Here is a 26,814-nt window from a genome sequence, read left to right as displayed (position 1 = left end):
GCCACCCGGATCACGCCATGAGCGGTACACTGTCGACCCAATTCCATGCCTATCTTCGCGAGCGCCATCCCCAGGCGGCGGGCGAAGGCGGAGCTGCGGCCGAAACGCAGATCGCGCTCTGGGACAGGTTCGGCCTGACCGCCGACGTTTTCGCGGAGGAGGTCGCCGGCTTCACCGGATTGGAGCGCGTCGCACTGCGCGAACTGCTGGCGGCACTGCCCGCGGTGAGCGAGTTCTCCGACCGCTTCCTCCGCGAGGTGCTCGGCTATCCCTACAAGGATTCTGACGGCGCCGCCGTGTTCGCGATGGCCGATCCGACCGATCAGGCCGTGCGCCGGGCCGCGGAGCTGGTGCTCGGCCCGCAGACTCTCTTCAAGGTCGCCTCGCATGAGGATATCGCCGTTGTCCTGGACCAGCGGTTAGAGGATTCCGGCGAGCCCGACATCTCGCCGGCGCAGGAGCTGCGCGACGACGACATCGAGAGTCTCCGCGATCTCGCCAGCGGCGCGCCGGTCGTCCGCGCGGTGAACGATCTGATCGAGAAGGCCGTTGAGATGCGCGCCAGCGACATCCACATCGAGCCGTTCTCGACCGGGCTCGTGGTCAGGCTGCGCGTCGACGGCCTGTTGCGTCCGATCGCGGCGCCCGCGGGCGTGTTGCCGCAGGCGGTGATCTCGCGCATCAAGATCGTCGCCGGCCTGAACATCGCCGAGCGGCGGCTGCCGCAGGACGGCGCGGCCCGCATTCGCGCCGGCCGGGCCGAGATCGACGTCCGCGTCGCGGTCATGCCGACCCAGCACGGGGAATCGGCGGTGCTACGCATCCTGCCGAAGGATCGCTCGCAGCTTGTCGCGAGCCGTCTCGGTCTCGCCACCCGCGACGACGCCGCACTCCGGCGCCTGATCACGCTGCCCCACGGCATGATCGTGATCACGGGGCCGACCGGCAGCGGCAAGACCACGACCCTGGCGACGATCCTGTCGCTGCTCAACACGCCGGAGCGCAAGATCCTCACCGTCGAGGATCCGGTGGAGTACGAGATTCCCGGCATCAACCAGTCGCAGATCAAGCCGGCGATCGGGCTGACTTTCGCGAGCGCGCTGCGTTCCTTCGTGCGTCAGGACCCCGACGTCATCATGGTCGGCGAGATCAGAGACAGCGAGACGGCGCATGTCGCGGTCCATGCCGCGCTGACCGGCCATCTCGTGTTGACCACGCTGCACACCGAAACCGCGGCCGCGGCGGTGCCGCGCCTGCTCGATCTTGGTGTCGAAGGCTTCTTGTTGCGCTCCACCTTGCGCGCGGTGATCGCGCAGCGGCTGGTGCGTCAGCTCTGCGATCATTGCAAGGCGCCGGAGGCGCTCGATGAAGAGACATGCCGCCAGGATCCACGTCTTGGTCATCTCGGCCTCGTCCCCGGCGACATCACCTGGCACCCGAGGGGATGCGAGCGATGCGGCCAGAGCGGATATCGCGGCCGGGTCGGCGTGTTCGAGCTGCTCGAGCTGACCACCGGCCTGCGCGAGCTGATCGCGGATAGTGCCGACGGCCTCGCGATCGATCGGCTGGCGATCCGGGAAGGCATGACGACGATGCTCGACGACGGCGTCGCCAAGTGCCGCGCCGGCGTCACCTCGGCCTCCGAGCTGCTTCGTGTCCTCGTGGCGCGGTGAGGTGGATCGTGCCGAGCTACCGCTATCGCGCTCTGACGCAGTCCGGTGAAATCGTCGTCGGATCTCTCGTCGCGCCGTCGCGCAGCGAGGTCGAACGGCGCATCTCGTATCTGCAACTTCTGCCGATCGAAACCGTGGAGGAGAAAAAGGAGCGGACCGGCGCTGCGTCCGGGCTCTCGTTCGGCGCTCCGTCCGCGACTGAAGTGACCACGTTCACGCGCGACCTGGCCCTGCTTCTCAAGGCCGGCGCGCGGCTCGACGACGCGCTCGATCTGTTGTCCGGCGATTCCGATATCGGCCGCCTCCGTCCCGTGGTGGCGCGGCTGCGTGCGGCGATCATGGCCGGTGAAAGCTTCGCCGATGCGGCGGCCGCCCAGCCGCAGTTGTTCTCGCCGATGTATGTCGCGCTGATGCGCGTCGGCGAATCGTCGGGAACACTCGATCACGTGCTGACCGCGCTGGCCGGCGAACGCGAGCGGTCGGAGGCGACGCGCCGCAAATTGACCGACGCGATGCAATATCCTGCCTTCGTGTTCCTCGCGGCGATCGGCGTGATGCTGTTCTTTCTCGTGGCCGTGCTGCCGAATTTCTCGGCCGTGCTGCGTGACTTCGGTGGCCGTACCGATACGGCGCTCGGCTTCTTCATGACGCTGTCGGATCTGCTGCGCGCCAATGCAGCCGCGATTGCACTCGGCTGTGCGGCGCTGCTCGCGGCAGGCTGGTGGCTGTTGCGTCAGCCCGCGGTTCGCGCCGGCCTGGCCAGCGTCGTGGCCGTCATGCCCGGCATCGGCAGCCTGCTGCTGTTCTATCGGACCAGCCTGTTCTGCCGCAATCTCGGCCTGCTGCTCGGCTGCGGCGTCAATCTGAGCGCGGCCCTTCGCATTCTCGTCGATGTGATGGCCGTGACGTCGTCGCGTGCGCCTTGGTCGGCAGCCGCGGATCGCGTCCGTCACGGCGGCAAGCTGTCCCAGGCATTGTCGGCCGACAACGTGCTGCCGCCGATGGCGCTGCGCATGCTGCGGCTCGGCGAGGAGACCGGCCAGTTGCCGACGCTGTCGACACGGATCGCTGAGTTCTACGAAGCCAAGCTGCAGCGCGGCCTGGATCGCGTCGTCGGCATCGTCGGCCCCGCCGCCATTCTGCTCATCAGCGTGGTTGTCGGCGGCCTGATCGTCTCGATCATGACGGCTTTGCTTTCTGTGACGCAACTGGTCGGCTGATGGCTACCAAGGAGAATGACATGAGATCGGACACGCAGAGCAAGCCGGCCAAGAGTGCCGACCGTGAACACGAGCGCGGCTTCACGCTGGTCGAGATGCTGGTCGTGATCACGATCATCGGGCTGATCATGGGTCTCATCGGCCCGCGCGTGTTGAACTATCTCAGCGAGTCCAAGACCAAGGCGGCGCGGATCCAGTTGCAGAGCTTCTCGGCGGCGCTGGATCTGTTCTATCTCGATGCCGGCCGCTACCCCTCGACCTCGGAAGGCCTCGGGGCGCTGGCGCAACGGCCGGCCGGGTTGAGCGCCTGGAACGGTCCCTATCTCAAGGGCGGGGCAGTGCCGAAGGATCCGTGGAATACGGCCTATGTCTACCGCGCACCGGGCGATCACGGCCCGTACGACATCCTGTCCTACGGTGCCGATGGCCAGGAAGGCGGCAGCGGGACGGCGGCGGACATCGTGCTGGGAACGCCGACGCAGACGAGCGCGCGCAGTGAATGACGGCGGCCAGCGCGGCTTTACGCTGCTCGAGATGGTCTGCGTGCTCGCGATCGTCGCGCTGCTGGCGTCCGTCGCGCTGCCTTATCTGCCGCGGCAGACGTCGCGGCCGCGGCTGCAGGCCTACGCGTTGCAGGCGGCGACACTGCTGAAGTCGGACCGTGCCTCATCGATGCGGATCGGCGCGCGCGTCGAAACGGAGATCGACACGTCGCGCCGCTTGATCCGCTCCGGCAGCAGCGCGGCTGCGCTGAAGCTGCCCGACGACGTCGCATTCCTGGCGACGTTGCCGCGCAGTTGCCAGCATCGGCCGGTGCTGGCGACCATCACCTTCTTTCCTGACGGGCTGTCCTGCGGCGGCGCCATCACCTTGTCGCGCGCCGATCTGAGCCTGGAGATCAGGGTGAACTGGCTGACGGGGAGGATCGACATTGTCTCGCGCGTGCTCGCCAATGGTTGAGATCGACCGCCGGAGTGAAGCCGGATTTTCGCTGATCGAGGTGCTCGTCGCGCTTGCCATCGTGAGCGTGTCGATCATCGCCATCGGCGCCGTGGTGTCGCGCAACGCGGCCATCGTTCGCAAGCTCGAACAGCATGTCACTCTGGTCACCGACATGAGGCTGGCGTTGGCAACGATGCTGGCCGATCGCGGCCGGCTGCAGCCGGGCAGCATCGATCAGCGCTCCGGCTCCGGGTCGGTGGTGCTGCAGGTCAGGCCGCTCGGCGGCGATTGGAATGAGCCGGCGGGACAGACCGGCTGGATCCCGGAGGCGGTGACCTTGCGCGTCAAGACCGGCTCGGGCGCGGTCGCCGATGTGCAGACGGTTCGCCTGGCGCGAGGAGCGCGATGATGACCGCCCGATCCGATCGATCCCGAGAGCAGGGCTTCGCACTGATCGAGGCACTCGGCGCGCTCGCGATCGCCGGCATCGTGTTGTCGGCGCTTGCCGCGGTGACGTCGCAATGGCTGCCGGCGTGGAAGCGCGGATTGGATCGCGTCCAGCGCGCCGAGATGGTGGCCGCTGCGCTGCGGCGGGTCGGCGATGATCTCGCTGCCGTGCAGTTCGTCTCGGCCAATCGCGAGCAGAAGGGACCGTTGTTCGTGGGCGACGAGGTCTCGGCGATGTTCGTGCGCGCCGAACTCGGCCCCAATGCCGGACATGGTCTCGACATCGTGCGCATCGGCGAGGAAGGGAGCAGGGGCGAACGCGCTCTGCGGCGATCGCGTGCCATGTTCGAGCCCGTGCCGGTCGGCCAGCCCGTGACCGAGCATTTCCGGTTCCGCGATCCCGTGGTGCTGCTGTCGGCGCCGTTCCGGATGTCGTTCGCCTATGCCGACGGGACGATGGCGTGGACGTCGGAGTGGCGCGATGCGACCAAGCTACCATCCGCCGTGCGCATGACGGTTTATGACGACAGCCGTGGCGGTGCCGCCGTTCTCGTCAGCGCAGTCCGTATTCACGTCGATGCGCCGGGCGGCGGCTTTGCGGATCCCGGAGCGGCAGGCACCGCGAATCCGTCGGCGGGTGCGGGCGAGCCGCCGCAGCTGAACAAGAGCGAGCCGATCGACTAATGCTGGTTCGCTCCTTTACCAGAGGTTCTGCCCAGAGGCGCGGCGCGCAGGATGGCTTCATCCTGATCGCGGCGCTGTGGATGCTTGCGGCGTTGGCGGCCCTGGTCGTTGTCGTCTCGCAGCAACTCGGCAGCTCGGCGCGGTTGCTGCGGCTCGAGGACGAGGCGGTCGAGGCCGATGCGCTGGTCTCGGCGGCCATCGAACTGTCGGCGTATCGTCTGCTGCTGTCCAAGGACGAGGAGCGGCCGAGGCAGGGCGGTTTCCGCCTGGCGCTTGCAGGCAACGACATTGCGGTCTCGTTCGTCAACGAAGCGGCGCGGATCGATCTCAATACCGCGTCCAAGGACATGCTCGAAAATCTCTTCGTCACGCTGGGCGTCGAGCGCGATGCTGCCAAGGATCATGCCGAGCGGATCGTTGCGTGGCGCTCCAAGCCGTCCGATGCAGCCAAGGCGCAGGCGGAGGAGGCGCGCTATGCGGCGGCCGGTCTCAAGCGGGTGCCGCGCCTGGCGCCATTCGCGCATGTCGGCGAGCTGTCGCTCGTCCTCGGCCTTCCCGCATCGCTGGTTGATCGGGTGCTTCCGCTGGTCACCGTCTTCAACGGTTCTCCGGGAATCGATCCGACGATCGCGGCGCCGGAGGTCGTTGCCGCATTGCCGGGAATTACGCCGCTGATCCTGAAGGATTTCCTCAACGCACGGGCGTCGTTGTCACAGGATGCCGATACGCTCGCCAAGATGTTGGGGCCTGCTGCGAAGGACGCCGCCAAGGGCAAAAGCAAGGCTTATCGGCTGCGCATCGTCGTCGGTCCGGCGGGCGGGCTTCGTCACACTGCGACGGCGGTGATCGTTCCCGGCGAAGGCGAGGAGCCCTATCGGCTGCTGGCGCGCCAGGACGAGGGACCGCAGCCGAGGGGAGCGCTTCAGGCGCGGAGGATGCCATGAAGCTGACCGAAGCGATCGAGCGCGGACTGACGGTGTGGACGGAAAGCGTCGCTACAGCGATCGAGGCCGTCGCCGATCGGCAGCTCAGACGCCCGCGAGTCGTGATCCGCTACGATCAGCCAGAAGCGATCGTCATGACGGTACAGACGCCGCCGAAGGCGAGACCGATGCTGGCGGCGGCACGGCTGAATCCGGCTTTGGGAGCGGCGCAGGTCGGGCTCTCGCCGGAGTGGCTGCGAACCTTGCGCGGTGCTGTGCTGGACATCCATCTGGCCACCGAGAACGTTCTGATCCGGCCTCTCGACTTTCCCAAGCAGGCGGAGCCTTTTCTGGACGGCATGATCCGGACCCAGATCGGCAGGTTGACGCCGTGGAATCTCGGACAGGTCCTCTACGGCTACAGCGCCCCGCGCGCAGCCAGTGATCGGATCGCGTTGACGCTCGCGGCAACGCCGCGCGCTCTGGTCCAGCCCTTGCTCGCCTTTGCCGATCAGGTCGGCATTGCCAAGCTCGTCATCACCGCCGACGTCGGCCCAACCGATGGCGGTCCGATCCAGATCTTCAAGACGTCGCTGCGTTCGTCGCTTGCCGGCGGCCGTGATCTCGGGCGCGTGCTCAAGCTCAGCTGGCTGTCGGTCGCTGCGACCACGGCGGTGCTGCTGATCGCGACGACGCTGATCGGTGGATATCTCGATGGCGAGATCGAGGACGCACAGGCGCAGGTCACGCGGCTGCGTGCGGCGCTGCGGCCCGCGATGGGCGCCACCGCCGCCGACGGGCTGCTCGCCAAGCGCAAGCAGACCAGCCCCGCCAGCGTGATCGTGCTCGACACGTTGTCGAAGATCCTCCCCGACGGGACGTATGTCGTCGAGATGCATGTCGAGAACGATCGGCTGCAGATATCCGGCCTGACCCAGGATGCACCCGCGCTGATCCGGCTGATCGAGCAGTCGCCGCAGTTCAGCCGCGCCACCTTCTACGCGCCGACGACGCGCACCGCCGGCGAAGCGGGCGAGCGCTTCCACATCGAGGCGCGCATCAACGCCTATTTCGGAGACCGGGCATGAACTGGTCGACATCGCTGCGCCGCATGTTCGTGAACTCACCGGCCGTTTCTGCGATCCTCTATGCGGCGACCATTGTCGCACTGCTCTGGCTTGGTGCCGCTGGGGTCGTCGATCTCGTCGCCAGGCGCGACCAGCTCAACGACACCAACGCGCAACTGGCGCAGTTTTCCGGACGCAAACGGCCAGCCGGCAATTCCGCCGCAGGCAGCGCGACGGCTCCGGGTGGATCGGTGTTCGTGGAGGGACGAACGGTCACCATCGCGGGCGCGGCGCTGGTCCAGCGCCTCACGGAGGCGATCAGCAAGGTCGGCGGCAGCGTGCTGTCGACCCAGGTCGAGCTGCCGGCGGCACGCGCCAACACCAACCTGATCAGCGTGGTGGCAAGCTGCGAGCTCGAACAGCCGGCGTTGCAGCAGCTGCTCTATGATCTCGAGGCCGGATTGCCGTTTCTCTTCGTCGATCAACTGCATGTGCAGCAGCCGCTGGCCGCCGCAGCCGGCGGCGTGGGACGATTGACCGTGCTGGTCACCGTGTCGGGTCAATGGCAAGGAAAATCGTGATGCGATCGTTCGTAGGCTCGGGCCTCGTCACCTTTGCCACCGTGTGCGTGCTTGCAGCTTCGCTCAGCCGTGCCTGGAGCGAGACGGCGGATGGTCTCGAGCCGGCCACGCCCGTCCAGGCCGCGCCCGCGCCCGGCGCCTCCGAACCGCCGGCCGCCATGTCAGAAGCTCCCAGCGCAGAAGCTCCGGGGGGCAGGAGTGCCAACCCGCTGTGGGATGTTCCGATCAGTACCCTTTCGGCGACACGTGATCGTCCGATCTTCTCGGCGTCGCGGCGGCCGCCGCCGGTTGCCGCACCCGTCACGGTGATGCGGGCGCCGCCGCCTGCGCCGCCGAGGGATCCGGAACGGCCAAACCTGCAGCTCGTCGGCACGGTGATCGGCGACGAGGAGAGCTTCGGCATCTTCGTCGACGCGGCGTCGCAGGCATCGCTGCGCTTGCGGGTCGGCGCTTCGCATGAGGGATGGGTGCTGCAGTCGCTGCGACCGCGTGAAGCCTCGCTGCTGAAGGCGCCGGAGACCGTCACTCTGCAAATGCCGCAGCTCGGCACAGCCGGCAGCGGCGACGTGCAGGCGGGACCGATGACCCCGCCGGCGCCGCAGGCCGGACGCGAGCGGATGGCGCGGCGGGCGCGCTGAGGTCAGTGGCTTACGGCAATCAGAAGGTCACGAGCAATTCGCGGCCGGTGGCCTGCAGGGCGAGTACGGCCAGCAGGCCGAGGACGAGGAACGGGCCGAACGGCAGCGCCGTCTGGCCCGTCAGCCGTCGTCCCATGACGAAGAGAGCGAGCGCCGCAGCGAGTGCCGTCGTCGTGGCGATGAGCAGCAGGATCGGCAGATTTGGCAGGCCGGCCCAAAGCGTTGCAGCCATCAGAAACTTGACGTCGCCGAGGCCCAGTCCCTGGCGGCCGCGGGCCATTGCGTAGAGCAGCCGCAGCAGCAGCAGCGCCAAGCCGATCGCGAGGGCTGCGGCGCAATTCCACAGCGCCTCGGGCAGGTCGACGAGCGTCGCCAGTCTTGCGAAGCCGCTGGCGGCGACCAGCGCATTCATCCAGTCGGGCAGCAGCCCGCTGCGCAGATCCGTCCAGATCAGGCCGGCGCAGGTCAGGAGCAGCACGGCAATGGCTGCGATATTGATGGCGTCGGTCACGCGAGGTGGGGATTGGCGGTGTCGGATCACCCGAGCATAGGCCTGCTCAGGACGCGAGCGATAGTCCCGCCATCATCAGGCCGATCGCGGCGACCCAGCCACCGACCGCGCGCACGGCGATTCCGCGCCAGCTCGATACCGGCTCGGTTTCGGGACGCCGGAAGGTGAGCGCGAGCGCCATCACGAGGGTGATGGCGACATAGCCTGCACTGGCGAGCCCGGCGGCGTACAGGAGACGGTCGGTCTGCGGCACGAGCTCGCCGGCATTCGCTGCGCCGCGCATCAGCCCGAGCATGAATGCGATCGCGCTCAGCAATGTCACGGGAATGCGCAAGGCCGCGGCCAGCAGCAGCCCGAGAATGAGAATGGTCGCGGCGTCGACGAGCGGGGAAGCCGGGGCGAGCCCCGACCCGGCGGCGAGCGCCAGCCCCGCGCACAGGCCGAGCGGAAACACCACGACCAGCCAGCGTCCGCTCGCCGCACCGAGCGAGCCGGCCAGCAATCCCAGCGCGGCCCAGACCACGACGTCTTGCAGGGTGAGCAGCGGATGCAGGGCGCCGGCGTAGAAGTCACCGAGCCGGGCCGATACGATATGCGCATCGGCGAGCTGCGCTTGCGCCAGCAGCAGCACGGATGCGAGCAGGGCGGTCCGGTGGTACGTCCTCATGCCGCGACTCCGAGGCTCGCGATCAGGAAGTAGCCGCCGAGCGCGGCGATGGCTGCGCCGACGCCCTGGATGATACGCTCGCCGCCGGGCCAGCGCGCGAGCGCGCCGATGGTGATGCCGCAGGCGTGGAGAAGACCGGTCGCGACCACGAAGCCGCAGCCATAGGCCAGGGGATTCGCCGCCGTCGGGAGCTCGATGCCGTGCGCGTGGCCATGAAAGATGGCGAAGATCGCAACAATGATAGCCGCAATCGCGAACGGGACACGGACGCGCAGGGCGACAGCGAGGCCAAGGACCAGCGCTGACAGCGCGATGATGAGCTCCGGGACGGGCAGACCGATCTTGAGGATTCCCAGGACGGCTCCGAACGCCATCACCAACGGGAAGACGACCGGCAGGATCCAGATCGCCGCGCCGCCGAGCTGCGCGCCCCAGATGCCGACTGCGACCATTGCGACCAGATGATCCAGCCCGGTCAAGGGATGCAGCAGACCACTGGCGAGGCCGCCGCCGACGCCGGTCTGCTCATGGGCAAAGCCAGGATTCGCAGTCAGCAGCGAGAGCAAAGCCGCACCCAACACGGCGTGCAGGAGTTTGCGCGCGATCATGTTCGTCCCATTCATCATCATGCGGCCGCCAGAACCCGCACCAGGCGGCCCAGGAACCAGAACATCGAGACCGAGCCGATCGCATAGGCCGGCAGCTCGGCGCCCCAGCGCGGCAGCGCCGCGCCGAGCCGGCGATGCGCCCAGATCAGTGCCAGCACCAGCAGCACGAACAGGATCTGCCCGACTTCGACGCCGACATTGAAGAAGAGCAGCGCCGCGGGCAGGATTCGCCGCTCCAGGCCGAGGCTCGCGAGCGCGCTGGCGAAGCCGATGCCGTGGACGAGACCGAAGCTGAAGGCGACGGCCCAGGGGTAGCGGGCGGTCAGCCCGATCTCGCCGCGCTGCTGCTTGATGATCTCGACGCCGACGAACACGATGCTGAGCGCGATGCAGGCGTTGAGCGGGCCTTCGGGAACGCCGATCAAGCCGAACGCCGTTGCAGCCAGCGAGGCGCTGTGGCCGATCGTGAAGGCCGTGATCGTCTTGAGCAGGCGCCAGCCGCCCTGGACGATCCAGATCAGCCCGAGCACGAACAGCAGGTGATCGGCGCCGAGCAGGATGTGGTCGATGCCGAGGTTGACGTAGGTCTTGGCAAGCTCGAGCCAGGTCTCGAGCGTCGGCGCATCGGTGCCCAGCACCGTCACGACCGGATTGGCCGCTGAGATCGTGTAGCTGCGCGTCTCTCCAGCGAGCGACGTCACGCGGATGATGGCAGCCGACATGTCCTCGCCGAGATTGCCGATCGTCATCTGTCCGACGAGGCCCTTGTCGCCGCAATTGAGTTCCGGCAGGCGCAGGTAGCAATGCGGCGGCATCTTGAGCTCGATGCGGTTGACGCCATCCTTCGGCAAGGTCGTCCATCGCCCGATATACGCGCCGGGCCGCATCTCGCGAAATTCGAGCACGGCGATCGTCGCCTGATGCGCAGCCGCCGGCCGCCCAGGCAGCAGCGCTGCGAGCGCGAGCACGATGGCGATCAGGGCGCGCGCGCCGGTCACGGCTCGTACCTGATCGTGTAGTTGGCCTTGAGCCGGCTCACCGCCTCCCAGGCCCGTTTCCGTGTCTCTTCAGTGTGCCAGATCTTGGCTGCCTCGGCGCGGATGTCCTCGAGTTTCGCAGGCGCGCCCGGCGTCCGGGCGTCGAGACGAACCACGTGCCACCCGTCTTTCGACTGCAGCAGGATCCATTCCTGGAGGGGCGCCTTGAGCAGGCCTTCGCTGAAGCCGTCGCCGAAGCCGGCGGCCAGGCTCGGCACCGGCCGGTCGAGAACCGCGCGCGTCTGATCGCGCAGCTCCTCCGATTCGCGCTGCTCGCGAATGTCGTCCAGATAGCGCCGCGCCGTCGGTTCGTCGCTGGGTGGCGTCATGAAGAAGCTGACACGCTCGGGCTCGTCGAACCGCGCATGATTGTCGGCGAACCAGGCGCGCAACTGCTCGTCGCTTGGCTGCGGCACGCGCACCTGATCGAAGATCAGATATTGCAGCTTGAACGCGACACGGTCGCGGATCATCTCGTCACCGCGGTCGACGCCGAGCGTCTTGCCTTCCCGATAGAGGATTTCGCTGGCGACCCAGGCCTCGACCATCTTCTGCAGCTCGGCCTCGCTCGGGGTGCGCTGCTTGTCCTCGTCGAACGTGTCGATGAAGGACTGGCGCAGCGCCTTGGTCACGGTGATGACCTTCTCGTCCTTCGCTGGCGGATGGATGATGGCGTCGGCCGCGAAGATCAGTCCGCCCAGAACAAGGAAGTGCAGGAGCGGCTCCCTGCCGAGCCCACGCAGGGCGGTCACGAATGATATTCGCGCTGGGGAAGAGCTGTTGCCATCTTGCTGATTGGAGCGTGCAGAGGCGCTCTCGAAGGTCTGCGCCGCATTCGACATGGCAGGGGCTGACATACGTTCTTTACAACTCGGGCTGCGCTCGTTGCGCGGCGCGTATATGCAACGGCACAGTTGCCGTTGTCACCGGGCAAACGTCAGTGTCACAAAAATTTCGCAACGATTGCGGATCGCGATGGCCGTGGAGATGGCACCAGCAAAAATAAATCCTTCAACAAACTGTCTCCGAGTTTTGGTTTGGTCGCGCCGCGAATGACGACGGCGCATCGGTCGCGTTGTCATCTCGGTTTGGAGATCGATCGAATTCTTTAGGGGCGACGATAATGGTTCCATCTACCAAGAAAATCCTGCTGACAGCGGCCTCGGTCTCGCTGGCTCTGTCACAAAGCGCCGACGCCGGGGAGCGTTGGGGGGAAACGAGCAAGAACAATCCGTATGTCGCGGGCGACATGCACAACCACAACACCTGCACCGACGGCTCGGTCGCAGCCGGCTATGCGATCGATCGCTCGGTCGGCAAGGGCACCGCGGCTGCTGGCGGCAATAATTTCGACCTCGACTGGTTCACCCTGGGAAACCACGGCGGTTCGGGCAACCGCGATTGCCGCTTCAGCGATGCGAGCGCCAACATCCCGGGCGACAACACCACGACGTATTGGAGCCAGACGCTCGGCAAGACCATCGACGGCATCACGATCACCAGCCTGAAGGGCACGCCGAACGGCACCGACACCAACGCCAAGATGTGGCGCTGGCAGTCGATCAAGGAAGTCGAGTATCCGACCATCGTCAATCGCACCGCGACCTACAACAAGGTGCTGGTCGAAGGCCTCGAGTGGATCCTGCCCGGTCACGAGCATGGCGACGTCGCCGTGATCGCCGGCCAGAACCCGCGTGGCTACGGCAATGCCGACAAGATGGCCGAGTTCGAATATCGTTTCGACCGCGGGGACACTGACGCGATCGGTCCGGTCGATGCCAGCAACAACCCGGTCTGGGCCGGCAAGGACAATGTCAACAATTCCGGCACGGCCGGTCACCAGAAGGCCGTTGCCGGCATCGCCTGGCTGCAGGCGAACCATCCGCTGCAATCCTACGCGGTGCCGACCCATACCGAGCGGCAGGGACCGTTCAACCCGAACGGCTCGGCCGGCTACAACATCGAGCACTTCCGTGACTTCAACAATGCCGGCCCGACGGTCGCGTTCGGTATCGAAGCCCCGGGTCACATGGCCGAGGGCGGCGTGAACGGCGGCTCGGGCTCCTATGGCTCGGGCGCGGTCGGCGGCGGCACCTACGGCATGCAGGGCGTCTACACCGCCAAGGTTGGCGGGCTCTGGGACGGTCTGCTCGGCGAAGGCCGCAACTTCTTCCTGTTCCAGAGTTCGGACTGGCACAGCCGCGGCGTCTATGGCGCGCGCGATCCGGGTACGACGGCGGACTTCATCCCCGGCGAGTACACCAGGCTGTACGTGCCGAACGAGCGGCGCTTCTCCCAGCAGTCCATCATCGACGGCATGCGCTCGGGCAACTCCTATTCGGTCAACGCCGACATCATCGACTCCGACATGGAGTTTCGTGCGAAGGGTGAATGGGACTACGACTGGAAGACGATGGGCGAGACGCTGGTCGTGCGTCCCGGCGAGAAGGTCACGCTCGAGATGGAGATGACCGTTCCGGCGTCCAACAACAGCCCGTACAGCTTCAACAATCCGCTGCTGCTGCCGGTCGGCATCAAGCAGCCGTTGAACAAGCCCTCGCTCGACCACGTCGATCTGATCACCGGCGACATCACCGGTCCGATCGCGCCGGGTGCCCCGGGCTATGCGGTAGCCAATGCCAAGGGTGTCGATGGTGCGGCCATCGTCTACAACCCGTCGGCCAAGATCGCGAAGCAGATCCAGGCGACCAAGATGCGGAGCCGCAAGCTGCGCGACGGTTCGACCCGCCTCAGCTTCACGACCACCTTCATCGCCGGCCAGACGCCGTTCTACATCCGCGCCCGCGGCACCAACATCCCGCCGGCGACTCCGAACGTCTCCGACAGTGCCGGTAACCCGCTGCTCGATCTCAACAACGCCAACGTCAGCTGCACCGATGCGGCGTGCCCGTCGCACCTCGGAACGGTCAATGGCGTCAAGAAGGTCACGAACGACGTGCAGGCCTGGTCGAACGTCTGGTTCTATGGCAACCCGATCTTCGTCCGAACCTACGGCACGCCCAAGCTGCTGGTCGAAAAGAATCAGGAACTGGCCCGCAAGCTGGCTCACGAGCATCACCACTGGCACGACTGGGACCACTGGGGGCACTGGGGCCACTGGGGTCGCTGGGCGTTCAACCGCGACTGATCGATCGGCACCAATCCGGCGGGACGATATCGTCCCGTCGGATCCTGCTCACTCCGAGCGCCGGTTTGCGAACCGGCGCTTCGTCTTTGAAGCCTGTTTGACCTGGGGTTCGTCGAGATGATGTCTCGCTTGTCCGCCGTGAGTTTTGCCGTCCTTGCCCTCGCGAACGCGGTCGCGTCGGCGCATGACGAGGAGCCGACGCAGGAGGTCTGCGACGCCGCAGTGGCCGAGGCGCGCGCGCAGGCGGCGACCTTGCCGGCGGACGACGTGTCGCGCTATTTCGCCGAGCGGGACATTCAGCAGGCGCTGGTCGAGGCCGGCAATGGCGAGTTCGATGACTGCGTCGAGAAGGCCGAGCGGGCCGTGCTGGAAGTACGCGACCGGCCCCACAGCCTGAAGCCCGGCGAGCGGCTCAACATCCTTCGGGCCGACGAAATGCCGGCGCGCTAAGGGGTAACGCGCTGCGTTTCCAATTTTGTCATCCGGCTGTCATGCAAGTCGGCAAATTGTCGGTCCTGTTGCGGCGTGTGCTAGGCCTTGAGACATGGACCAGATCGAAGCTCTTTTTCCAATACCGTTGTTGCGTTCGCCTGGGCTCTTGAGCGCCGAGCTCAAGGACGCGGCGGTAGCAGCGATACGCAATTCGAAGATCGAGAACAATCTGCGGTCCGGACAGTTGTTTCACACCGAGGTCGCCGATCCCCGCGCCAACAACCTGTTTCAGACCATCGCCGAGCTCGCCGTGCCCAAGCTGGTCGATTTCGGCGAGCTGCTGTTCGGCGAGAAGCTGCGCTGGACGGTCAAGGAGATGTGGACGAACATGCTGGAGACCGGCGGCAACCAGACCCTGCACGCCCATGCCAACAGCTTCATCTCCGGCATCTTCTATCTGACGCCGTCGCACTCCGGCAGCCGCACCGTTTTCGTGCGGCCGCCGGGCGGCAGCGACTTCTCGTTCCGCCATCATACGCGCAGCGCCGCGGTCGGTCCGTTCAATGCCGGCAAGTACGTGCTGCCAGAGGCTGAGCCGGGCGATCTCGTGCTGTTCCCGAGCTATCTCTATCACGAGGTGCCGCGCAATCAGGGCGACCAGCGCATCACCATCGCCTTCAACGCGATTCCCGATCATCTGGATTGCTGGGGCTACCGCGTCAGCTTCGCGTCCTGACGCGCTATCGCTCGAATTCGCGCGACAGCAGGTCGCGGGCGTCTCGTCGCGACGGCGCGGCGGCGTCGATCGCGTGAAGCAGGCGTTCAGCCGCCGCGCGGTCCGATGCGAGCAGCGCCTTCGCCATGCTCAACAGCGGCGCATAGGCCGGCTCGAACTCGGTGCTGGCGCGAATGGAGTCGAGGAGGCCGGGTGCGGCGGCTGCAATCAGCGCCGACCCGCGCGGCTCGCCGGTCAGCGCCGCGCCGGCTTGAATGAAGCGATTGCGTGCCCGCCAATAGGCGTCGAGCCGCTGCTCCCACGTTCCGCGTTTCGACCCGTCGAGCAGCTCACCTGCATCTGTCTTTGTCTGGTTGAGGACCGTCAGCAGCAATTGCCAGGGCGCCGCCGAGAGAGCGTTGACGTTGCTGCGCGCGTCGAACGTGACGAACGGGAAATCGTCGGTGTTGCGCGGTCCCGGACCGGCGAAACTCGCGAGTGCTTTCTCGCCGGCGACATACTGCCCGAGAAGGTCGATCGGCTGATCGAAGCCGAGCGGTTGAATGATCGGGTGAAGCTTCCGGTCGGAAAACCGTGCGGCGAGGAGCTCGGGATCGATCGGGTCCGGGGCCGCTGATCCGATCAGGGCCAGCATCGGCGTGCGCACGCTGTAATGGTTCAGCCAGGCTGACCCGTGTGGGAAGGCCGCGAGAAAGCTTCTGATGATCGCCCGCAGCGACGGTGCATCGAGCTGATAGAGCGGCAGCCACTGGCAGAACACGCCCTCGGCCGCCAGCCTCCGCTTGACGGCCGCGAAATGTTCGACCGTGTACAGCGCGCCGCTGCCATCCAGCGCCGGGTGGAACAGGTCGGCCACGATCACGTCGTAGCGTCCGTCGTCGGCGACGATGAAGCGCCGGGCGTCGGCAACGGCGATCGGCGGTCTTTCCTTCTCGGCCGCGGGGTTGTCGAACCAGGACAGCAGCGCGACGACCTCGGAGGAGAGTTCGACCGCGCGCACGTCGAGATCCGGCATCTGCGCTGCGCCGAGCACGGTCGCGCCGGTGCCGACACCGAGGAAGAGCGCGCTGCGCGGCGCCGGATGCAAGAGCAGCGGCAGCATGGCCTGGCGGAAATCGGACCGCACAGAGCTGGTACCGCCCATGCGGAAGTGGCCGTTCACTTCGAGATAGCGTGCCCCCGAGGCGTCGTCGACGACGCTTGCCGTCGCCATCGGTCCCTCGCGCACGGCGAGAAGCTTGCCGCCCGGCGGGACCTTGATGAGCAGGGGGGCGGGAAGGCACAACAGCGCGAGCGCAAGCAGAGCGGGCGCCGCGGCCCACCGCAGCACGACGCGTTGCGGCTGCAGCAACAGCAGATATCCGACGGCAACGAGGATCAATGCCCTCCAGATACCGAAAGCGGGAATCAGCAGCTGTGCTGCGGCCAGCGGTGCAATGGCTGCGCCGACGCTGTTGATGCCGACGGCCCAGCCGACCGATCCCCGGCCGTCACGGACCTCCTGCATGAGCTGGCCGAACAAGGCGCCCATCGCCATCGCGGGCAGTAGCAGCAGCGCCAGCGCGATGCCGAGCTCGCCGGCGACGCCGAGGCTCGCCGCGCTATCGGCGAAGCCGCCAAGCAAGGGCGTCATGATCGCCGTGCCGAGGCCAACGAGTGCGGTGAGGCTGATCAGAACGGTTCTGCCGCGTGCAACCGTGGGCCCCAAACGCTGCCAGATCATGCCGCCGATCGCGGTGCCCAGCAGATAGGCCGCCAGCAGACAGGCGAAGCTATAGACCGTGTCCTGCATCATCTGCGCGGCCAGGCGCACGACCAGCACTTCGAACGCGATGCCGAGCAGGCCGGTGACGAACAGAGTTGCCGTAAGGCGGAGGCCGGTGACAGCATGCCTGCTATCGTCACGCGCGCGAGCGTCGGCCTGCACGGCTCGGCCGAGGCGAAGCGCTGCGAGCGCGCAGGCCGCGTTGACGGCTGCCAGGCAAAGCAGCGTCGTCGACAATCCAAGCGCGGGGATCAGCACGAAGGTGGACAGCAGCGTGCCGGCGACGGCGCCGGCGGTGTTCGCGCCATAGACGCCGGCGCTGACGGACCGCGTGCCGTGCGCTGCGGACGTCATGCGTTCCAGCGCGGTCAGCGTGCCGCCCATTGCCACCGTGGCCGGCAACAGCACCAGCGTCGGCAGCAGGAAGCTCGCGCTCCACAACAGGAGGGGGGAGGGAGCCGTGCCGAGCAGCGGCGCCAGGGCGCGCGCGCTCGCCGGAAGCAACCAGACCGCACATAGCCCCCACAGGCCGATGACCGCTTCGAGGACGGCATAGAGCCGGTGCGGATTGGCGACGCGGCGGATCCGGCCATCGAGGACGAAGGCGCCCACCGCGAGCCCAGCAAAAAATCCGGCGATGGCGCCGAGCACGGCCATCATCTCCGTGCCCAGGGCGAGGGCGAGCTGGCGCGTCCAGACGATCTCATAGCCGAGCCCGGCGAGGCCGGATGCCGCAATCAGCAGCTTCAGCGCCCCCAGCCGGGCCGTGCTCTGGCGGGCGACGAGATCGACGCCGGAAGACCTGGCACTTTGCTTCTCCGCGACCAGATCATTGTCGCGCGGGTCTGCGTGGCGTGCCTCGGTCAAGGTTTGGTACCTGCAATTCCCGTGATCGGTCTTCGGATGCAGCGCGCCGTGCGGAGTACTGGTCCGAGCGCTGGATCAAGCTCGGCGGCACGGGCCGCCAAGGTCGAGATCGTTTCCTTGTGTTCGTGTTTCGTGACGGTGGTTTGACAGAGGCCGCGGGAGCACTAGCGTCGTCTGAACGATTCCAGGGGCAATGATTTTTGGTGAGACTGCCACGCGTGCGGATCGTGGATCGGGCTGGTCGCTCTACCGGGCCGGCAGGCCCGCGTCGACCATGAGCTGAACGATCCTGGCAGCGGCCTCGCGATACACCGGACTGGTGTTCTTCATCGGCGGCGCACGTTGAGCGCGGTCGTGCCGGGCCGCAGCTTCAGTCCCTTCTGGATCGCGGCTCTCGCTTCATCGATCTGCCCGGCCCTCTGATAGGCGGCTGCCAGCAGCATATAGGGACGCCCGGACGCGGCCGTGATGGCGATCGAGCGCTGCAGCCACGGCAGGGCTTCCTCCGCGCGATCCATCATCATGTGCGCCCACCCGACGCCCAGGAGCCATGTCCAGCGTGAGACCGCCGGCGTGTCATAGCGGTCGGCCTGCTGGAAGGTCGCCAGCGTATCCTCGAAGCGGCCGAGATGGAGCTGCCCGAGGCCGACCAGATTCAGCGCGAGGCCGTCCCATGGATCGAGACTCAGCGTTCTGGCGCAGATGACCAGGCTTTCGACGAAATGATTGGTTGCGCTGAGGAAGCGGCAATAGGTCTCGAGCACCGCGATCGAGTTCGGCTTGGCGCGCAGGGCGCGCTCCAGGTTCGCGGCCGCCTGAGCCTCGGCCGCCGCGGCGGCATCCGGACTGTACCAGACCATCTGGATGCCGCGCATCTGCAGCGCCTCAAGCGCAACCGCCGCGTCGACATTGTCGGGCTGGTCGGCGAGCGCATTCTGCAACATCGTCTGCGCCATGCTGAAGCGCTCTTGCGTCACGCTGTTGATCGACGCGGTCGCCTGCTCGATGGCGGCGCGGGCGCCGCCGGCCGTGACGCCGCCGTCCGCGGAAGACGTTCCGGTTTCGATGAGCTCGTTGAGACGGCGTGCCAGCACGTCGCCCACGCCCGCGGCGAGACGCGTCTGTTGCAGCAGCGGATCGCGCTCATCGGCGTCGACGGAGACGGCTGCGACCGCTTCAACCTTGCCGGAGGTGGTCTGGATCAAGCGGGCACGCAATGTCCATGACGGTCCGCTGCGCTGCAGCTCACCGCGGATATCGAAATCCGGCGGCGCAGCCAGCGACGCAGCCTGCTCCGGCTGCGGTGCCGTCGATCGCGGCGCGATCACGCTGATGGTGTTGATCCTGGCGAGCCCGTCGGTCAGGCGTCCCGCGATCTCCGTTACCATCACCGCGCCAAGCGGATCACCGCTCGCGTCGGCCATCGCCATCACCGCGACCACAGGGGGCGAACGCTTGAAGATCAGGTTCGATCTCAACAGCGGCGCAGCCGCCGCAAGCCCGACGATGGCGCAAAGCGCTGCGGCGGCCGTGATCGCCATGCGTCCGCCGAGGGCCGACAACCATGACGATCTCGCCGGCCCGGTCGTCGCCTCAGCGGCGGAGGCGGCGGCGACGTCGAGCACGGTGGTCGGGGCGGGGGAGGGAAGGTCCACCTCGGGCGAAGAGACCTTGATCTCTGCCTCCGACGCGATGTCCGCGGTAAAGACGTATCCCCCCATTGGCCGCGCAGGACACGCTGCCCGAACAGTTGATCAAACGACGGCCGAGTAATGATCTGAAAGGTCAACCTGGGCTGCTTGGCCTGCCTCAAGGTGAGCGTTTCAGCCTCGGGACGCAATGCGTTCCGAGAGCCCCAATCAGCGAGCTCGGTCGAAAGAAAGCAGGGACGGCGCGAGATCAATCGAACGATCGTCGCCCTCCGCGTTCCGGACTGAGCTCGGATGTGATCCAGTCGGCAAAGGCGCGGACAGCCGTGCGTTGGTGAGCATTGCGGGGAAATACCAGGCGATGGCCGACGTAGCGGACGTCGGTCGCGCGGCCGGCTAGCGGCGCCACCAGCCGGCCGGATGCCAGCTCACGCTCGGCCAGCAGGGTGGATTCAAGGGCAACGCCGAGACCTTCGGTCGCGGTCGCAAGCGCCAGGAAGCTGCGGTCGAAGCGCATGCCATGAAGAGCGGGAGGCTCGAGACCGTTGGCGGCGAACCATTGATGCCACTGGATCTGCTTGACATCGGAGCGGATCAGCGTTCGTTCCAGCAGGTCGGCAGGCCGCTTGATCGTGGCCGCCAGTGCCGGCGAGCAGAGCGGCGTCACCGTTTCCTCGGCCAGCGGAACGATTTCGACACCTTCCGCATGCGGCTGGCCATAGACGATATCGATGTCGAAATCGTCGTTCTTGAATCGCGCATAGTCGGTGTTCGCCGCAAGCCGCACCTCGAGCTTGGGGTGGGCGGCGAGAAATCGCGCCAATCGCGGCGTCAGCCACTGCGCAGCGAAGCTCGGCGCCGAATGGACGCGGACCAATTGGGGACCGCGCGCGGCGACCTCCTCCAGGCCGCGGCGCAACTGGTCGAAGGCGGCGCCGGCATGGCGCATCAGGTTCTCGCCGGCAGGTGTCAGCCGCACCGAGCGGGCGGTGCGCTCGAACAGCACCGTGCGCAGGGTCGTCTCCAGCTTGCGGATGGCGTGGCTGACTGCGCTCGGGGTCAGGTGAAGCTCATTCGCTGCATCGCGAAACGAGCCAGTCCGTGCAGCGGCCTCAAACGCTTTGATTGACGAAATTGGGACGTTGGATAGCATCGGATGAGTGAACCAGATTCATCTATCCGTGACAACTGCGCGTTTGTCCCCGCCGGTCAGGCCCGCCATGGTCAAGCCCAACACAACGACACTTTGGGAGGACCAAGGATGCTGCTCAGCGGCAAGACGGCGATCATCTCGGGCGCAGCTTCCAGGCGCGGTATTGGGCTGGCCACTGCGCGACGGTTCGCCGCCGAAGGGGCGCGTGTCGCCATCCTCGACCTCGATGCGGCGGCGGCCGCCGACGCGGCGGCCACGCTCGGCCACCAGCATCTCGGGATCGGCTGCAACGTCGCCGACAACAACTCCTGCAACGACGCCGTCGCGCAAGTCATCGCCACATTCGGCGTCATCGACATCCTCATCAACAACGCCGGCATCACCCAGCCGGTCAAGCTGCTCGACATCACGCCCAACGACTGGGATCGCATCCAGGACGTCAATCTCAAGGGCGTGCTGTTCCTGTCGCAAGCGGTGATCCCCCACATGCGCGCGCGCAAGCAGGGCTCTATCGCCTGCATGTCGTCGGTTTCGGCGCAGCGCGGCGGCGGCATCTTCGGCGGGCCGCATTATTCCGCGGCCAAGGCCGGCGTTCTCGGTCTCGCCAAGGCGATGGCGCGCGAATTCGGCATCGACGGCATTCGCGTCAACTGCGTCACGCCGGGCTTGATCGGCACCGACATCACGGCCGGCAAGCTGACCGACGAGATGAAGGCCAAGATCCTCGAGGGCATTCCGCTCAACCGGCTCGGCACCGCCGACGACGTCGCCGGCATCTACACCTTTCTGGCGTCGGACCTCTCCGCCTATGTCACGGGCGCGGTCATCGACGTCAATGGCGGCATGCTGATCCACTAACCAAGGTCTCAAGAGATGGACACCGCAACCAGCCGGCTCGCCAACGCGCCGACATTGGCGCAGCGCGCCTACGACATCCGGCGCAACGCGCTTCGCATGGGCGAGGTGCAAGGGCAGGGCTACATCGCCCAGGCTCTCGACATCTCCGACGTGCTGGCAGTCGCCTACTTCCACGCCATGCGCTACCGGCCCGAGGATCCCAACTGGGAGGAGCGCGACCGTTTCCTGCTGTCGAACGGACACTATGCGATCGCCCTGTACGCCGCGCTGATCGAGGCCGGCATCGTTCCCGAGGCCGAGCTGGAAACCTATGGCAGCGACGACAGCCGGTTGCCGATGTCCGGCATGGCGTCCTACACGCCGGGCATGGAGATGTCGGGCGGCTCGCTCGGCCTCGGCCTCAGCATCGCCGTCGGCATGGGCCTCGGACTGAAGCGCAAGACGTCGAGCTCTCGCGTCTACACGCTGTTCTCCGACGGCGAGCTCGACGAGGGCTCGGTGTGGGAGGCGATCTCGTCCGCCAGCCACCACAAGCTCGACAACCTCATCGGCATCGTCGACGTCAACAATCAGCAGGCCGATGGCCCTTCGACCCAGGTCATGGGCTTCGAGCCTTTGGTGGATCGGCTGGAAGCGTTCGGCTGGTTCGTGCAGCGCGTCGACGGCAACGACCTCGACGCCGTGGTCGCCGCCTTCGATGCCGCCAAGACCCACGCGGCGCCGAAGCCGCGTATGATCGTGGCGGACACGCTGATGGGCAAGGGCGTGCCCTTCCTCGAACAGCGCGAGAAGAACCACTTCATTCGCGTCGAGCCGCACGAGTGGCAGCTCGCGATTGCCGCACTCGACGCCGGGAGGCCGTGATGAAATCGACGAGACCCGCACCGGATCTGAGCAAGCCGCGCCTGACGACCTCGGCGATGATCGCCTCGATCGCTTCCGAGGGCCAGCGCACCAGGCCGGCGCCGTTCGGCCACGCGCTGGTCGCGCTGGCGCGCAGCCGGCCGGAGGTGGTCGGCATGACCGCCGATCTCGGCAAGTATACCGACCTGCACATCTTCGCGAAGGAATTCCCCGAGCGCACCTACCAGATGGGCATGGCCGAGCAGCTGCTATTCGGCGCCGCATCCGGCATGGCGGCCGAAGGCTTCATGCCGTTCACCACGACCTATGCCGTGTTCGCCTCGCGCCGCGCCTACGACTTCATCCACCAGACCATCGCCGAGGAAGATCGCGACGTGAAGATCGCCTGCGCGCTGCCCGGCCTGACCTCCGGCTACGGCCCGAGCCACCAGGCGGCCGAGGATCTCGCGCTGATGCGCGCGATGCCGAACATGACGGTGATCGACCCCTGCGATGCGCATGAGATCGAGCAGGTCGTGCCGGCGATGGCCGCCCATCAAGGCCCGGTCTACATGCGGCTGCTGCGCGGTCAGGTGCCGCTGGTGCTCGACGAGTACGACTACACATTCGAGCTCGGCAAGGCCAAGCTGCTGCGCGACGGCCGGGACGTGCTGATGATCTCGTCCGGGCTGATGACGATGCGCGCGCTCGAGGCCGCCAAGGCGCTGTCCGATGATCGCGTCGACGTCGGCGTGCTGCACGTGCCGACGATCAAGCCGCTCGATGCCGAGACCATCGTGCGCGAATCCGGCCGCTCCGGCCGTCTCGTCGTCGTCGCCGAGAACCATACGGTGATCGGCGGACTGGGGGAGGCGGTCGCCGGGGTGCTGATGCGCGCAGGCGTGCACGTACCGTTCCGGCAGATCGGCTTGCCCGACGAATTCCTCGACGCCGGCGCGCTGCCGACCTTGCACGATCGCTACGGCATCTCGTTGTCGGAAGTCGTCAAGCAGGTCAAGGGCTGGCTCAAATAGCGGACCAGCCGCTGACATGACCCGCCGGCGCGCGGACGCGCCGGACCATAACAACAATTTCATACTGGAGGGACGGGAATGCGCAAGGCAATGACGCGTCGGCGATTCATGGCAGGAGCAATGGTGGGGGCTGCGGTGCTGCCGTTCACCGGGCGATTCGCCAAGGCAGCGGAGTTCACGATGAAGCTCGCGACCGGACAGGATCCGTCGCATCCGGTCAACAAGCGGGCGCAGCAGGCGGCCGATCGCATCAAGGAGGCGAGCGGCGGCCGGCTCGATATCAATCTCTACCCGGCCAACCAGCTCGGCTCCGACACCGATCTGATCTCGCAGGTCCGCGTCGGCGCCGTCGATGCGATCAACATCGCGAGCTCCGTGCTTGCCACCCGCGTGCCGCTCGCCGGCATCGTCAACACCGGCTTCGCCTTCACGTCCTACGACCAGGTCTGGAAGGCGATGGACGGCAGCCTTGGTGATCACATCCGCAAGGACATCGAGAAGACCGGCGCCATCGCGCTCTCCAAGCCCTGGGACAACGGATTTCGCCAGGTCACGTCCTCGACCCGCGAGATCAAGACGCCGGACGATCTCAAGAGCTTCAAGATCCGCGTGCCGGCGGCGCCGATCCTGACCAGCCTGTTTCAGGCGCTCGGTGCCGGTCCGACACCGATCAACTTCAATGAGGTCTATACGTCGCTGCAGACCAAGGTGGTCGAGGGCCAGGAGAACCCGCTGCCGATCATCGCCACCGCCAAGCTCTATGAGGTCCAGAAATACTGCTCGCTGACCAGCCACGTCTGGGATGCCTACTGGATTCTTGGCAACCGCGCTGCCTTCGGCAAACTGCCGTCCGACCTGCAGACGCTGGTCACGAAGGAATTCAACAAGTCGGCGGATGACGAGCGATCCGACATTGCCGCGCTCAGCCAGAGCCTGCGCGCCGATCTCGCCGCCAAGGGCTTCACCTTCGTGGATGTCGACAAGGAGGCATTCCGTGGCGCGCTCGGCAAGAGCAGCTTCTACAAGGACTGGCGCGGCAAGTTCGGCGAGGAGGCCTGGAAGATCCTGCAGTCGAATGTGGGAGAGCTCGGATGAACTCGGTCGACGCGTCTCTGGCAGCCTCCACGAAGCACGGCGTCGTCGAAAGCCTCGAGCGGGCGCTGACGAAGCTGATCGAGATTCCCGCGATCGTCGCGCTGGTCGCGGAAGTCGGAATCCTCTTCACCGGTGTGACGGCGCGCTTCGCCTTCAACCGGCCGCTGACCTGGGCTGACGAGCTCGCGTCGATCACCTTTCTCTGGCTCGCGATGCTGGGCGCCGTGCTCGCGCTCAGCCGCGGCGAGCACATGCGGATGACCGCGCTGATCGACCGCGTCGCACCGCGCACCCGCGCGGTGCTGGAGAGCGCGGCGCTGATGGCGCCGGCGCTGTTCCTGGCGATCCTGCTGCATCCTGCGATCGACTATGCGAGCGGACAGGCGTTCGCGGAGACGCCGGCGCTCGGCCTGCCCGACAGCGTGCGGGCCGGCGCGGTGCCGGTCGGCATCGGCCTCATGCTGGCCACCGCCCTGCTGCGCATGGCGCGCCACGGCTCGCGCGACATCGCGATCACGCTGGTGATCCTGGCGGCCACGGCGCTCGTGTTGTGGGGCGCGGCGCCGGCGCTCAAGGCGCTCGGCAACTGGAATCTGATCGTCTTCTTCGCGATCCTGCTCGGCGCGGCCGTGCTCGCCGGCGTCCCGATCGCATTCTGCTTCGGGCTCGCCACGGTGGCTTATCTCCTCACGGTCACCTCGGCGCCGCTCGAAGTCGTCACCAGCCGCATTGACGAGGGCGTCTCATCCCTCGTTTTGCTCGCGATTCCCTTGTTCATTCTGCTCGGCCATCTCATCGTCATGACCGGCATGGCGGCAGCGATGGTCGGCTTCCTGGTGTCGCTGGTTGGCCATGTCAGAGGCGGCCTGTCCTACGTGCTGCTCGGCGCGATCCTGCTGGTCTCGGGCATTTCCGGCGCCAAGACGGCCGACATGGCGGCGGTCGCGCCGGTGCTGTTTCCGGACATGAAGCGCCGCGGCATTCATGACGGTGAGCTGGTGTCGCTGCTCGCAGCCTCGGGCGCGATGGCCGAGACCATTCCGCCCTCGATCGTGCTGATCATTATCGGCTCCGTCGCCGGCGTCTCGATTTCGGCCTTGTTCACCGGCGGCATCCTGCCCGGCCTGGTGCTGGCCGCCGCGCTGGCGGTGGTCGCCAAGCGCCGCATGGTCGAGCCGGAGGGCGTGATCCGACCGCGGCCGACCTGGGCCACCATTCGCTCGGCGCTCATCACGGCGCTGCCGGCACTGCTGCTGCCGGTGCTGATCCGCACCGCGGTCACCGAGGGCGTCGCCACCGCGACCGAAGTCTCGACCGTCGGCATCGCCTACACGATCCTGGTCGGACTGCTCGTCTATCGCCGCTTCGACTGGCGCAGGCTCTATCCGGCGCTGGTGCATACTGCCGCTTTGTCGGGGGCGATCCTGTTCATCATCGGTGCGGCCACCGCGATGGCCTGGGCGCTGACGCAGTCGAACTTCTCGCATGCGCTCGCGGCGATGATGGTTTCGGTGCCCGGTGGCAAATACGGCTTCCTGCTGATCTCGATCGCCGTGTTCATCCTGCTCGGCAGCATCCTCGAAGGCCTGCCGGCCATGGTGCTGTTCGGCCCGCTGCTGTTTCCGGCGGCCAAGCTGCTCGGCGTGCACGAGGTGCACTACGCGATGGTGATCATCCTCGCGATGGGCATCGGCCTGTTCGCGCCGCCCTTCGGCCTTGGGTACTACGCGGCGTGCTCGATCGGACAGATCCATCCCAACGCCGGACTGACCCGCATCTGGCCCTATCTCGGCGCGCTCGTGCTCGGCCTGCTGCTGCTTGCCTTCGTGCCGTGGCTGTCGATCGGCTTTCTCTGACCCCCCGGGTCGGCTGAAAACGTGAGGACCGAGATGCCAGTCGCGAGCTCGAGGCCCGGGACATCGAAAAGAGCTTCGGTGCACCCACGTCCTGCGCGGCGCCAACCTGCGGATTCGTTCCGGCGAGATCCACGCTCTGCTGGGCGGCAATGGATCTCCCGCAGCGGCACCAATCGACGGCTGCCTGATCGATCTCCGGTACAACATTGTTTTACCGGGAGACCAAAAATGGGTCGAAATCAGCGGAAATCGGAGTAAATGGACGCTGATGGGATGCTTCCGGCGCGACTTCTGAATGACTGATATCTCAAATAAAATTGCAAAATCAAACGCTTGGCGTTTCTCCGTCGCCCCCATGATGGATTGGACAGAGAGCTTTT

At 66.6% G+C, this 26,814-nt stretch carries 26 protein-coding genes; 18 read left to right on the top strand and 8 right to left on the bottom strand.

Annotation, left to right across the window (positions count from 1 at the left end; translation table 11 throughout):
• Window positions 1-17 precede the first annotated feature (17 nt).
• The 10 genes from QX128_RS15820 to QX128_RS15775 are packed head-to-tail and all read left to right on the top strand — an operon-like array spanning window position 18 to window position 8,175.
• Complete coding sequence (locus QX128_RS15820; RefSeq protein ID WP_316237895.1) at window positions 18-1,673, top strand: GspE/PulE family protein; 1,656 nt, start codon at window positions 18-20, stop codon at window positions 1,671-1,673.
• Between the two features lie 8 nt (window positions 1,674-1,681).
• The gene (locus tag QX128_RS15815; RefSeq protein WP_316237894.1) at window positions 1,682-2,893 is read left to right on the top strand and encodes a type II secretion system F family protein; all 1,212 of its coding nucleotides are present in this window, start codon (window positions 1,682-1,684) and stop codon (window positions 2,891-2,893) included.
• Between the two features lie 20 nt (window positions 2,894-2,913).
• Entirely contained in the window at window positions 2,914-3,396 is a 483-nt protein-coding gene (gene gspG, locus QX128_RS15810; RefSeq protein WP_316216190.1) for a type II secretion system major pseudopilin GspG, read from the top strand.
• Window positions 3,389-3,853, top strand: coding sequence for a prepilin-type N-terminal cleavage/methylation domain-containing protein (locus QX128_RS15805; RefSeq protein ID WP_316237893.1), 465 nt, complete (start codon window positions 3,389-3,391; stop codon window positions 3,851-3,853). The genes gspG and QX128_RS15805 overlap by 8 nt, the downstream gene beginning before the upstream one ends.
• Entirely contained in the window at window positions 3,846-4,244 is a 399-nt protein-coding gene (locus QX128_RS15800) for a type II secretion system protein (protein ID WP_316180603.1), read from the top strand. Before QX128_RS15805 ends, QX128_RS15800 begins: the two co-directional genes overlap by 8 nt.
• Entirely contained in the window at window positions 4,244-4,966 is a 723-nt protein-coding gene (locus tag QX128_RS15795; RefSeq protein ID WP_316180605.1) for a type II secretion system protein, read from the top strand. The genes QX128_RS15800 and QX128_RS15795 overlap by 1 nt, the downstream gene beginning before the upstream one ends.
• On the top strand, window positions 4,966-5,910 hold the full coding sequence (locus QX128_RS15790; protein WP_316237892.1) for a type II secretion system protein GspK: 945 nt from the start codon (window positions 4,966-4,968) through the stop codon (window positions 5,908-5,910). Before QX128_RS15795 ends, QX128_RS15790 begins: the two co-directional genes overlap by 1 nt.
• Complete coding sequence (locus tag QX128_RS15785; RefSeq protein ID WP_316237891.1) at window positions 5,907-6,977, top strand: PilN domain-containing protein; 1,071 nt, start codon at window positions 5,907-5,909, stop codon at window positions 6,975-6,977. The genes QX128_RS15790 and QX128_RS15785 overlap by 4 nt, the downstream gene beginning before the upstream one ends.
• On the top strand, window positions 6,974-7,537 hold the full coding sequence (gene gspM / locus QX128_RS15780; RefSeq protein WP_315802985.1) for a type II secretion system protein GspM: 564 nt from the start codon (window positions 6,974-6,976) through the stop codon (window positions 7,535-7,537). Before QX128_RS15785 ends, gspM begins: the two co-directional genes overlap by 4 nt.
• Entirely contained in the window at window positions 7,537-8,175 is a 639-nt protein-coding gene (locus QX128_RS15775) for a hypothetical protein (RefSeq protein ID WP_316237890.1), read from the top strand. The genes gspM and QX128_RS15775 overlap by 1 nt, the downstream gene beginning before the upstream one ends.
• A 19-nt stretch (window positions 8,176-8,194) precedes the next feature.
• Here QX128_RS15775 and QX128_RS15770 read toward each other — a convergent pair whose 3' ends face one another.
• The 5 genes from QX128_RS15770 to QX128_RS15750 are packed head-to-tail and all read right to left on the bottom strand — an operon-like array spanning window position 8,195 to window position 11,840.
• Window positions 8,195-8,686 carry a prepilin peptidase gene (locus tag QX128_RS15770; RefSeq protein ID WP_315802987.1) on the bottom strand — a complete coding sequence of 164 codons (492 nt, stop codon included), beginning with the start codon at window positions 8,684-8,686 and terminating at the stop codon, window positions 8,195-8,197.
• A 46-nt stretch (window positions 8,687-8,732) separates the two neighbouring features.
• Window positions 8,733-9,353, bottom strand: coding sequence for a HupE/UreJ family protein (locus QX128_RS15765; RefSeq protein ID WP_316180613.1), 621 nt, complete (start codon window positions 9,351-9,353; stop codon window positions 8,733-8,735).
• Entirely contained in the window at window positions 9,350-9,961 is a 612-nt protein-coding gene (locus QX128_RS15760; protein WP_315802989.1) for a HupE/UreJ family protein, read from the bottom strand. Before QX128_RS15760 ends, QX128_RS15765 begins: the two co-directional genes overlap by 4 nt.
• 17 nt (window positions 9,962-9,978) lie before the next feature.
• Window positions 9,979-10,959 carry a HupE/UreJ family protein gene (locus QX128_RS15755; RefSeq protein ID WP_316180615.1) on the bottom strand — a complete coding sequence of 327 codons (981 nt, stop codon included), beginning with the start codon at window positions 10,957-10,959 and terminating at the stop codon, window positions 9,979-9,981.
• Window positions 10,956-11,840, bottom strand: coding sequence for a peptidylprolyl isomerase (locus QX128_RS15750; protein ID WP_315803165.1), 885 nt, complete (start codon window positions 11,838-11,840; stop codon window positions 10,956-10,958). The genes QX128_RS15755 and QX128_RS15750 overlap by 4 nt, the downstream gene beginning before the upstream one ends.
• Before the next feature lie 281 nt (window positions 11,841-12,121).
• On the opposite strand from QX128_RS15750, the gene QX128_RS15745 reads away from it, so the two are divergent.
• The 3 genes from QX128_RS15745 to QX128_RS15735 all read left to right on the top strand — a co-directional run bounded on the left by QX128_RS15745 (window position 12,122) and on the right by QX128_RS15735 (window position 15,314).
• Window positions 12,122-14,146: a hypothetical protein gene (locus tag QX128_RS15745; protein WP_316237889.1), complete on the top strand. Its 2,025-nt coding sequence runs from the start codon at window positions 12,122-12,124 to the stop codon at window positions 14,144-14,146.
• 120 nt (window positions 14,147-14,266) lie between these two features.
• Window positions 14,267-14,596: a hypothetical protein gene (locus QX128_RS15740; protein WP_316237945.1), complete on the top strand. Its 330-nt coding sequence runs from the start codon at window positions 14,267-14,269 to the stop codon at window positions 14,594-14,596.
• Window positions 14,597-14,690: 94 nt separating this feature from the next.
• Entirely contained in the window at window positions 14,691-15,314 is a 624-nt protein-coding gene (locus QX128_RS15735; protein WP_316237888.1) for a 2OG-Fe(II) oxygenase family protein, read from the top strand.
• Window positions 15,315-15,318: 4 nt separating this feature from the next.
• Here the strand turns inward: QX128_RS15735 and QX128_RS15730 are convergent, their stop codons facing one another.
• From QX128_RS15730 to QX128_RS15720, 3 genes are all read right to left on the bottom strand, one after another.
• The gene (locus QX128_RS15730) at window positions 15,319-17,946 is read right to left on the bottom strand and encodes a spermidine synthase (RefSeq protein WP_316237887.1); all 2,628 of its coding nucleotides are present in this window, start codon (window positions 17,944-17,946) and stop codon (window positions 15,319-15,321) included.
• A 326-nt stretch (window positions 17,947-18,272) separates the two neighbouring features.
• Complete coding sequence (locus QX128_RS15725) at window positions 18,273-19,667, bottom strand: transcriptional regulator CadC (RefSeq protein WP_316237886.1); 1,395 nt, start codon at window positions 19,665-19,667, stop codon at window positions 18,273-18,275.
• A gap of 178 nt (window positions 19,668-19,845) precedes the next feature.
• Window positions 19,846-20,748, bottom strand: coding sequence for a LysR substrate-binding domain-containing protein (locus QX128_RS15720; RefSeq protein WP_316216200.1), 903 nt, complete (start codon window positions 20,746-20,748; stop codon window positions 19,846-19,848).
• Window positions 20,749-20,856: 108 nt separating this feature from the next.
• On the opposite strand from QX128_RS15720, the gene QX128_RS15715 reads away from it, so the two are divergent.
• The 5 genes from QX128_RS15715 (at window position 20,857) to QX128_RS15695 (ending at window position 26,434) form a co-directional block, all read left to right on the top strand.
• Window positions 20,857-21,606: a glucose 1-dehydrogenase gene (locus QX128_RS15715; RefSeq protein WP_315802997.1), complete on the top strand. Its 750-nt coding sequence runs from the start codon at window positions 20,857-20,859 to the stop codon at window positions 21,604-21,606.
• A 15-nt stretch (window positions 21,607-21,621) separates the two neighbouring features.
• The gene (locus tag QX128_RS15710) at window positions 21,622-22,470 is read left to right on the top strand and encodes a transketolase (protein ID WP_316216201.1); all 849 of its coding nucleotides are present in this window, start codon (window positions 21,622-21,624) and stop codon (window positions 22,468-22,470) included.
• The gene (locus QX128_RS15705; protein ID WP_316237885.1) at window positions 22,470-23,483 is read left to right on the top strand and encodes a transketolase family protein; all 1,014 of its coding nucleotides are present in this window, start codon (window positions 22,470-22,472) and stop codon (window positions 23,481-23,483) included. The genes QX128_RS15710 and QX128_RS15705 overlap by 1 nt, the downstream gene beginning before the upstream one ends.
• 78 nt (window positions 23,484-23,561) lie before the next feature.
• Complete coding sequence (locus tag QX128_RS15700; RefSeq protein WP_316237884.1) at window positions 23,562-24,578, top strand: TRAP transporter substrate-binding protein; 1,017 nt, start codon at window positions 23,562-23,564, stop codon at window positions 24,576-24,578.
• Window positions 24,575-26,434, top strand: coding sequence for a TRAP transporter large permease subunit (locus tag QX128_RS15695; protein WP_316237883.1), 1,860 nt, complete (start codon window positions 24,575-24,577; stop codon window positions 26,432-26,434). Before QX128_RS15700 ends, QX128_RS15695 begins: the two co-directional genes overlap by 4 nt.
• Window positions 26,435-26,814: the final 380 nt, after the last annotated feature.

Source organism: Bradyrhizobium sp. SZCCHNR1015, from assembly GCF_032489875.1.
In the GTDB taxonomy this organism is placed as follows: domain Bacteria; phylum Pseudomonadota; class Alphaproteobacteria; order Rhizobiales; family Xanthobacteraceae; genus Bradyrhizobium.
The sequence above is the reverse complement of the archived record's forward strand: the minus strand, read 5'-3'. Positions and strand labels throughout refer to the sequence as shown.

Excerpts from the sequence above, each read along its gene's own strand:
- QX128_RS15760 (WP_315802989.1), bottom strand. The coding sequence starts at position 9,961 with ATGATCGCGCGCAAACTCCTGCACGCCGTGTTGGGTGCGGCTTTGCTC.
- gspG (WP_316216190.1), top strand. The coding sequence starts at position 2,914 with ATGAGATCGGACACGCAGAGCAAGCCGGCCAAGAGTGCCGACCGTGAA.
- QX128_RS15700 (WP_316237884.1), top strand. The coding sequence starts at position 23,562 with ATGCGCAAGGCAATGACGCGTCGGCGATTCATGGCAGGAGCAATGGTG.
- QX128_RS15800 (WP_316180603.1), top strand. The coding sequence starts at position 3,846 with ATGGTTGAGATCGACCGCCGGAGTGAAGCCGGATTTTCGCTGATCGAG.
- QX128_RS15715 (WP_315802997.1), top strand. The coding sequence starts at position 20,857 with ATGCTGCTCAGCGGCAAGACGGCGATCATCTCGGGCGCAGCTTCCAGG.
- QX128_RS15775 (WP_316237890.1), top strand. The coding sequence starts at position 7,537 with ATGCGATCGTTCGTAGGCTCGGGCCTCGTCACCTTTGCCACCGTGTGC.
- QX128_RS15765 (WP_316180613.1), bottom strand. The coding sequence starts at position 9,353 with ATGAGGACGTACCACCGGACCGCCCTGCTCGCATCCGTGCTGCTGCTG.
- QX128_RS15790 (WP_316237892.1), top strand. The coding sequence starts at position 4,966 with ATGCTGGTTCGCTCCTTTACCAGAGGTTCTGCCCAGAGGCGCGGCGCG.
- QX128_RS15745 (WP_316237889.1), top strand. The coding sequence starts at position 12,122 with ATGGTTCCATCTACCAAGAAAATCCTGCTGACAGCGGCCTCGGTCTCG.
- QX128_RS15735 (WP_316237888.1), top strand. The coding sequence starts at position 14,691 with ATGGACCAGATCGAAGCTCTTTTTCCAATACCGTTGTTGCGTTCGCCT.
- QX128_RS15785 (WP_316237891.1), top strand. The coding sequence starts at position 5,907 with ATGAAGCTGACCGAAGCGATCGAGCGCGGACTGACGGTGTGGACGGAA.
- QX128_RS15750 (WP_315803165.1), bottom strand. The coding sequence starts at position 11,840 with ATGTCGAATGCGGCGCAGACCTTCGAGAGCGCCTCTGCACGCTCCAAT.
- gspM (WP_315802985.1), top strand. The coding sequence starts at position 6,974 with ATGAACTGGTCGACATCGCTGCGCCGCATGTTCGTGAACTCACCGGCC.
- QX128_RS15710 (WP_316216201.1), top strand. The coding sequence starts at position 21,622 with ATGGACACCGCAACCAGCCGGCTCGCCAACGCGCCGACATTGGCGCAG.
- QX128_RS15725 (WP_316237886.1), bottom strand. The coding sequence starts at position 19,667 with ATGGGGGGATACGTCTTTACCGCGGACATCGCGTCGGAGGCAGAGATC.
- QX128_RS15695 (WP_316237883.1), top strand. The coding sequence starts at position 24,575 with ATGAACTCGGTCGACGCGTCTCTGGCAGCCTCCACGAAGCACGGCGTC.
- QX128_RS15795 (WP_316180605.1), top strand. The coding sequence starts at position 4,244 with ATGACCGCCCGATCCGATCGATCCCGAGAGCAGGGCTTCGCACTGATC.
- QX128_RS15820 (WP_316237895.1), top strand. The coding sequence starts at position 18 with ATGAGCGGTACACTGTCGACCCAATTCCATGCCTATCTTCGCGAGCGC.
- QX128_RS15740 (WP_316237945.1), top strand. The coding sequence starts at position 14,267 with ATGTCTCGCTTGTCCGCCGTGAGTTTTGCCGTCCTTGCCCTCGCGAAC.
- QX128_RS15705 (WP_316237885.1), top strand. The coding sequence starts at position 22,470 with ATGAAATCGACGAGACCCGCACCGGATCTGAGCAAGCCGCGCCTGACG.
- QX128_RS15720 (WP_316216200.1), bottom strand. The coding sequence starts at position 20,748 with ATGCTATCCAACGTCCCAATTTCGTCAATCAAAGCGTTTGAGGCCGCT.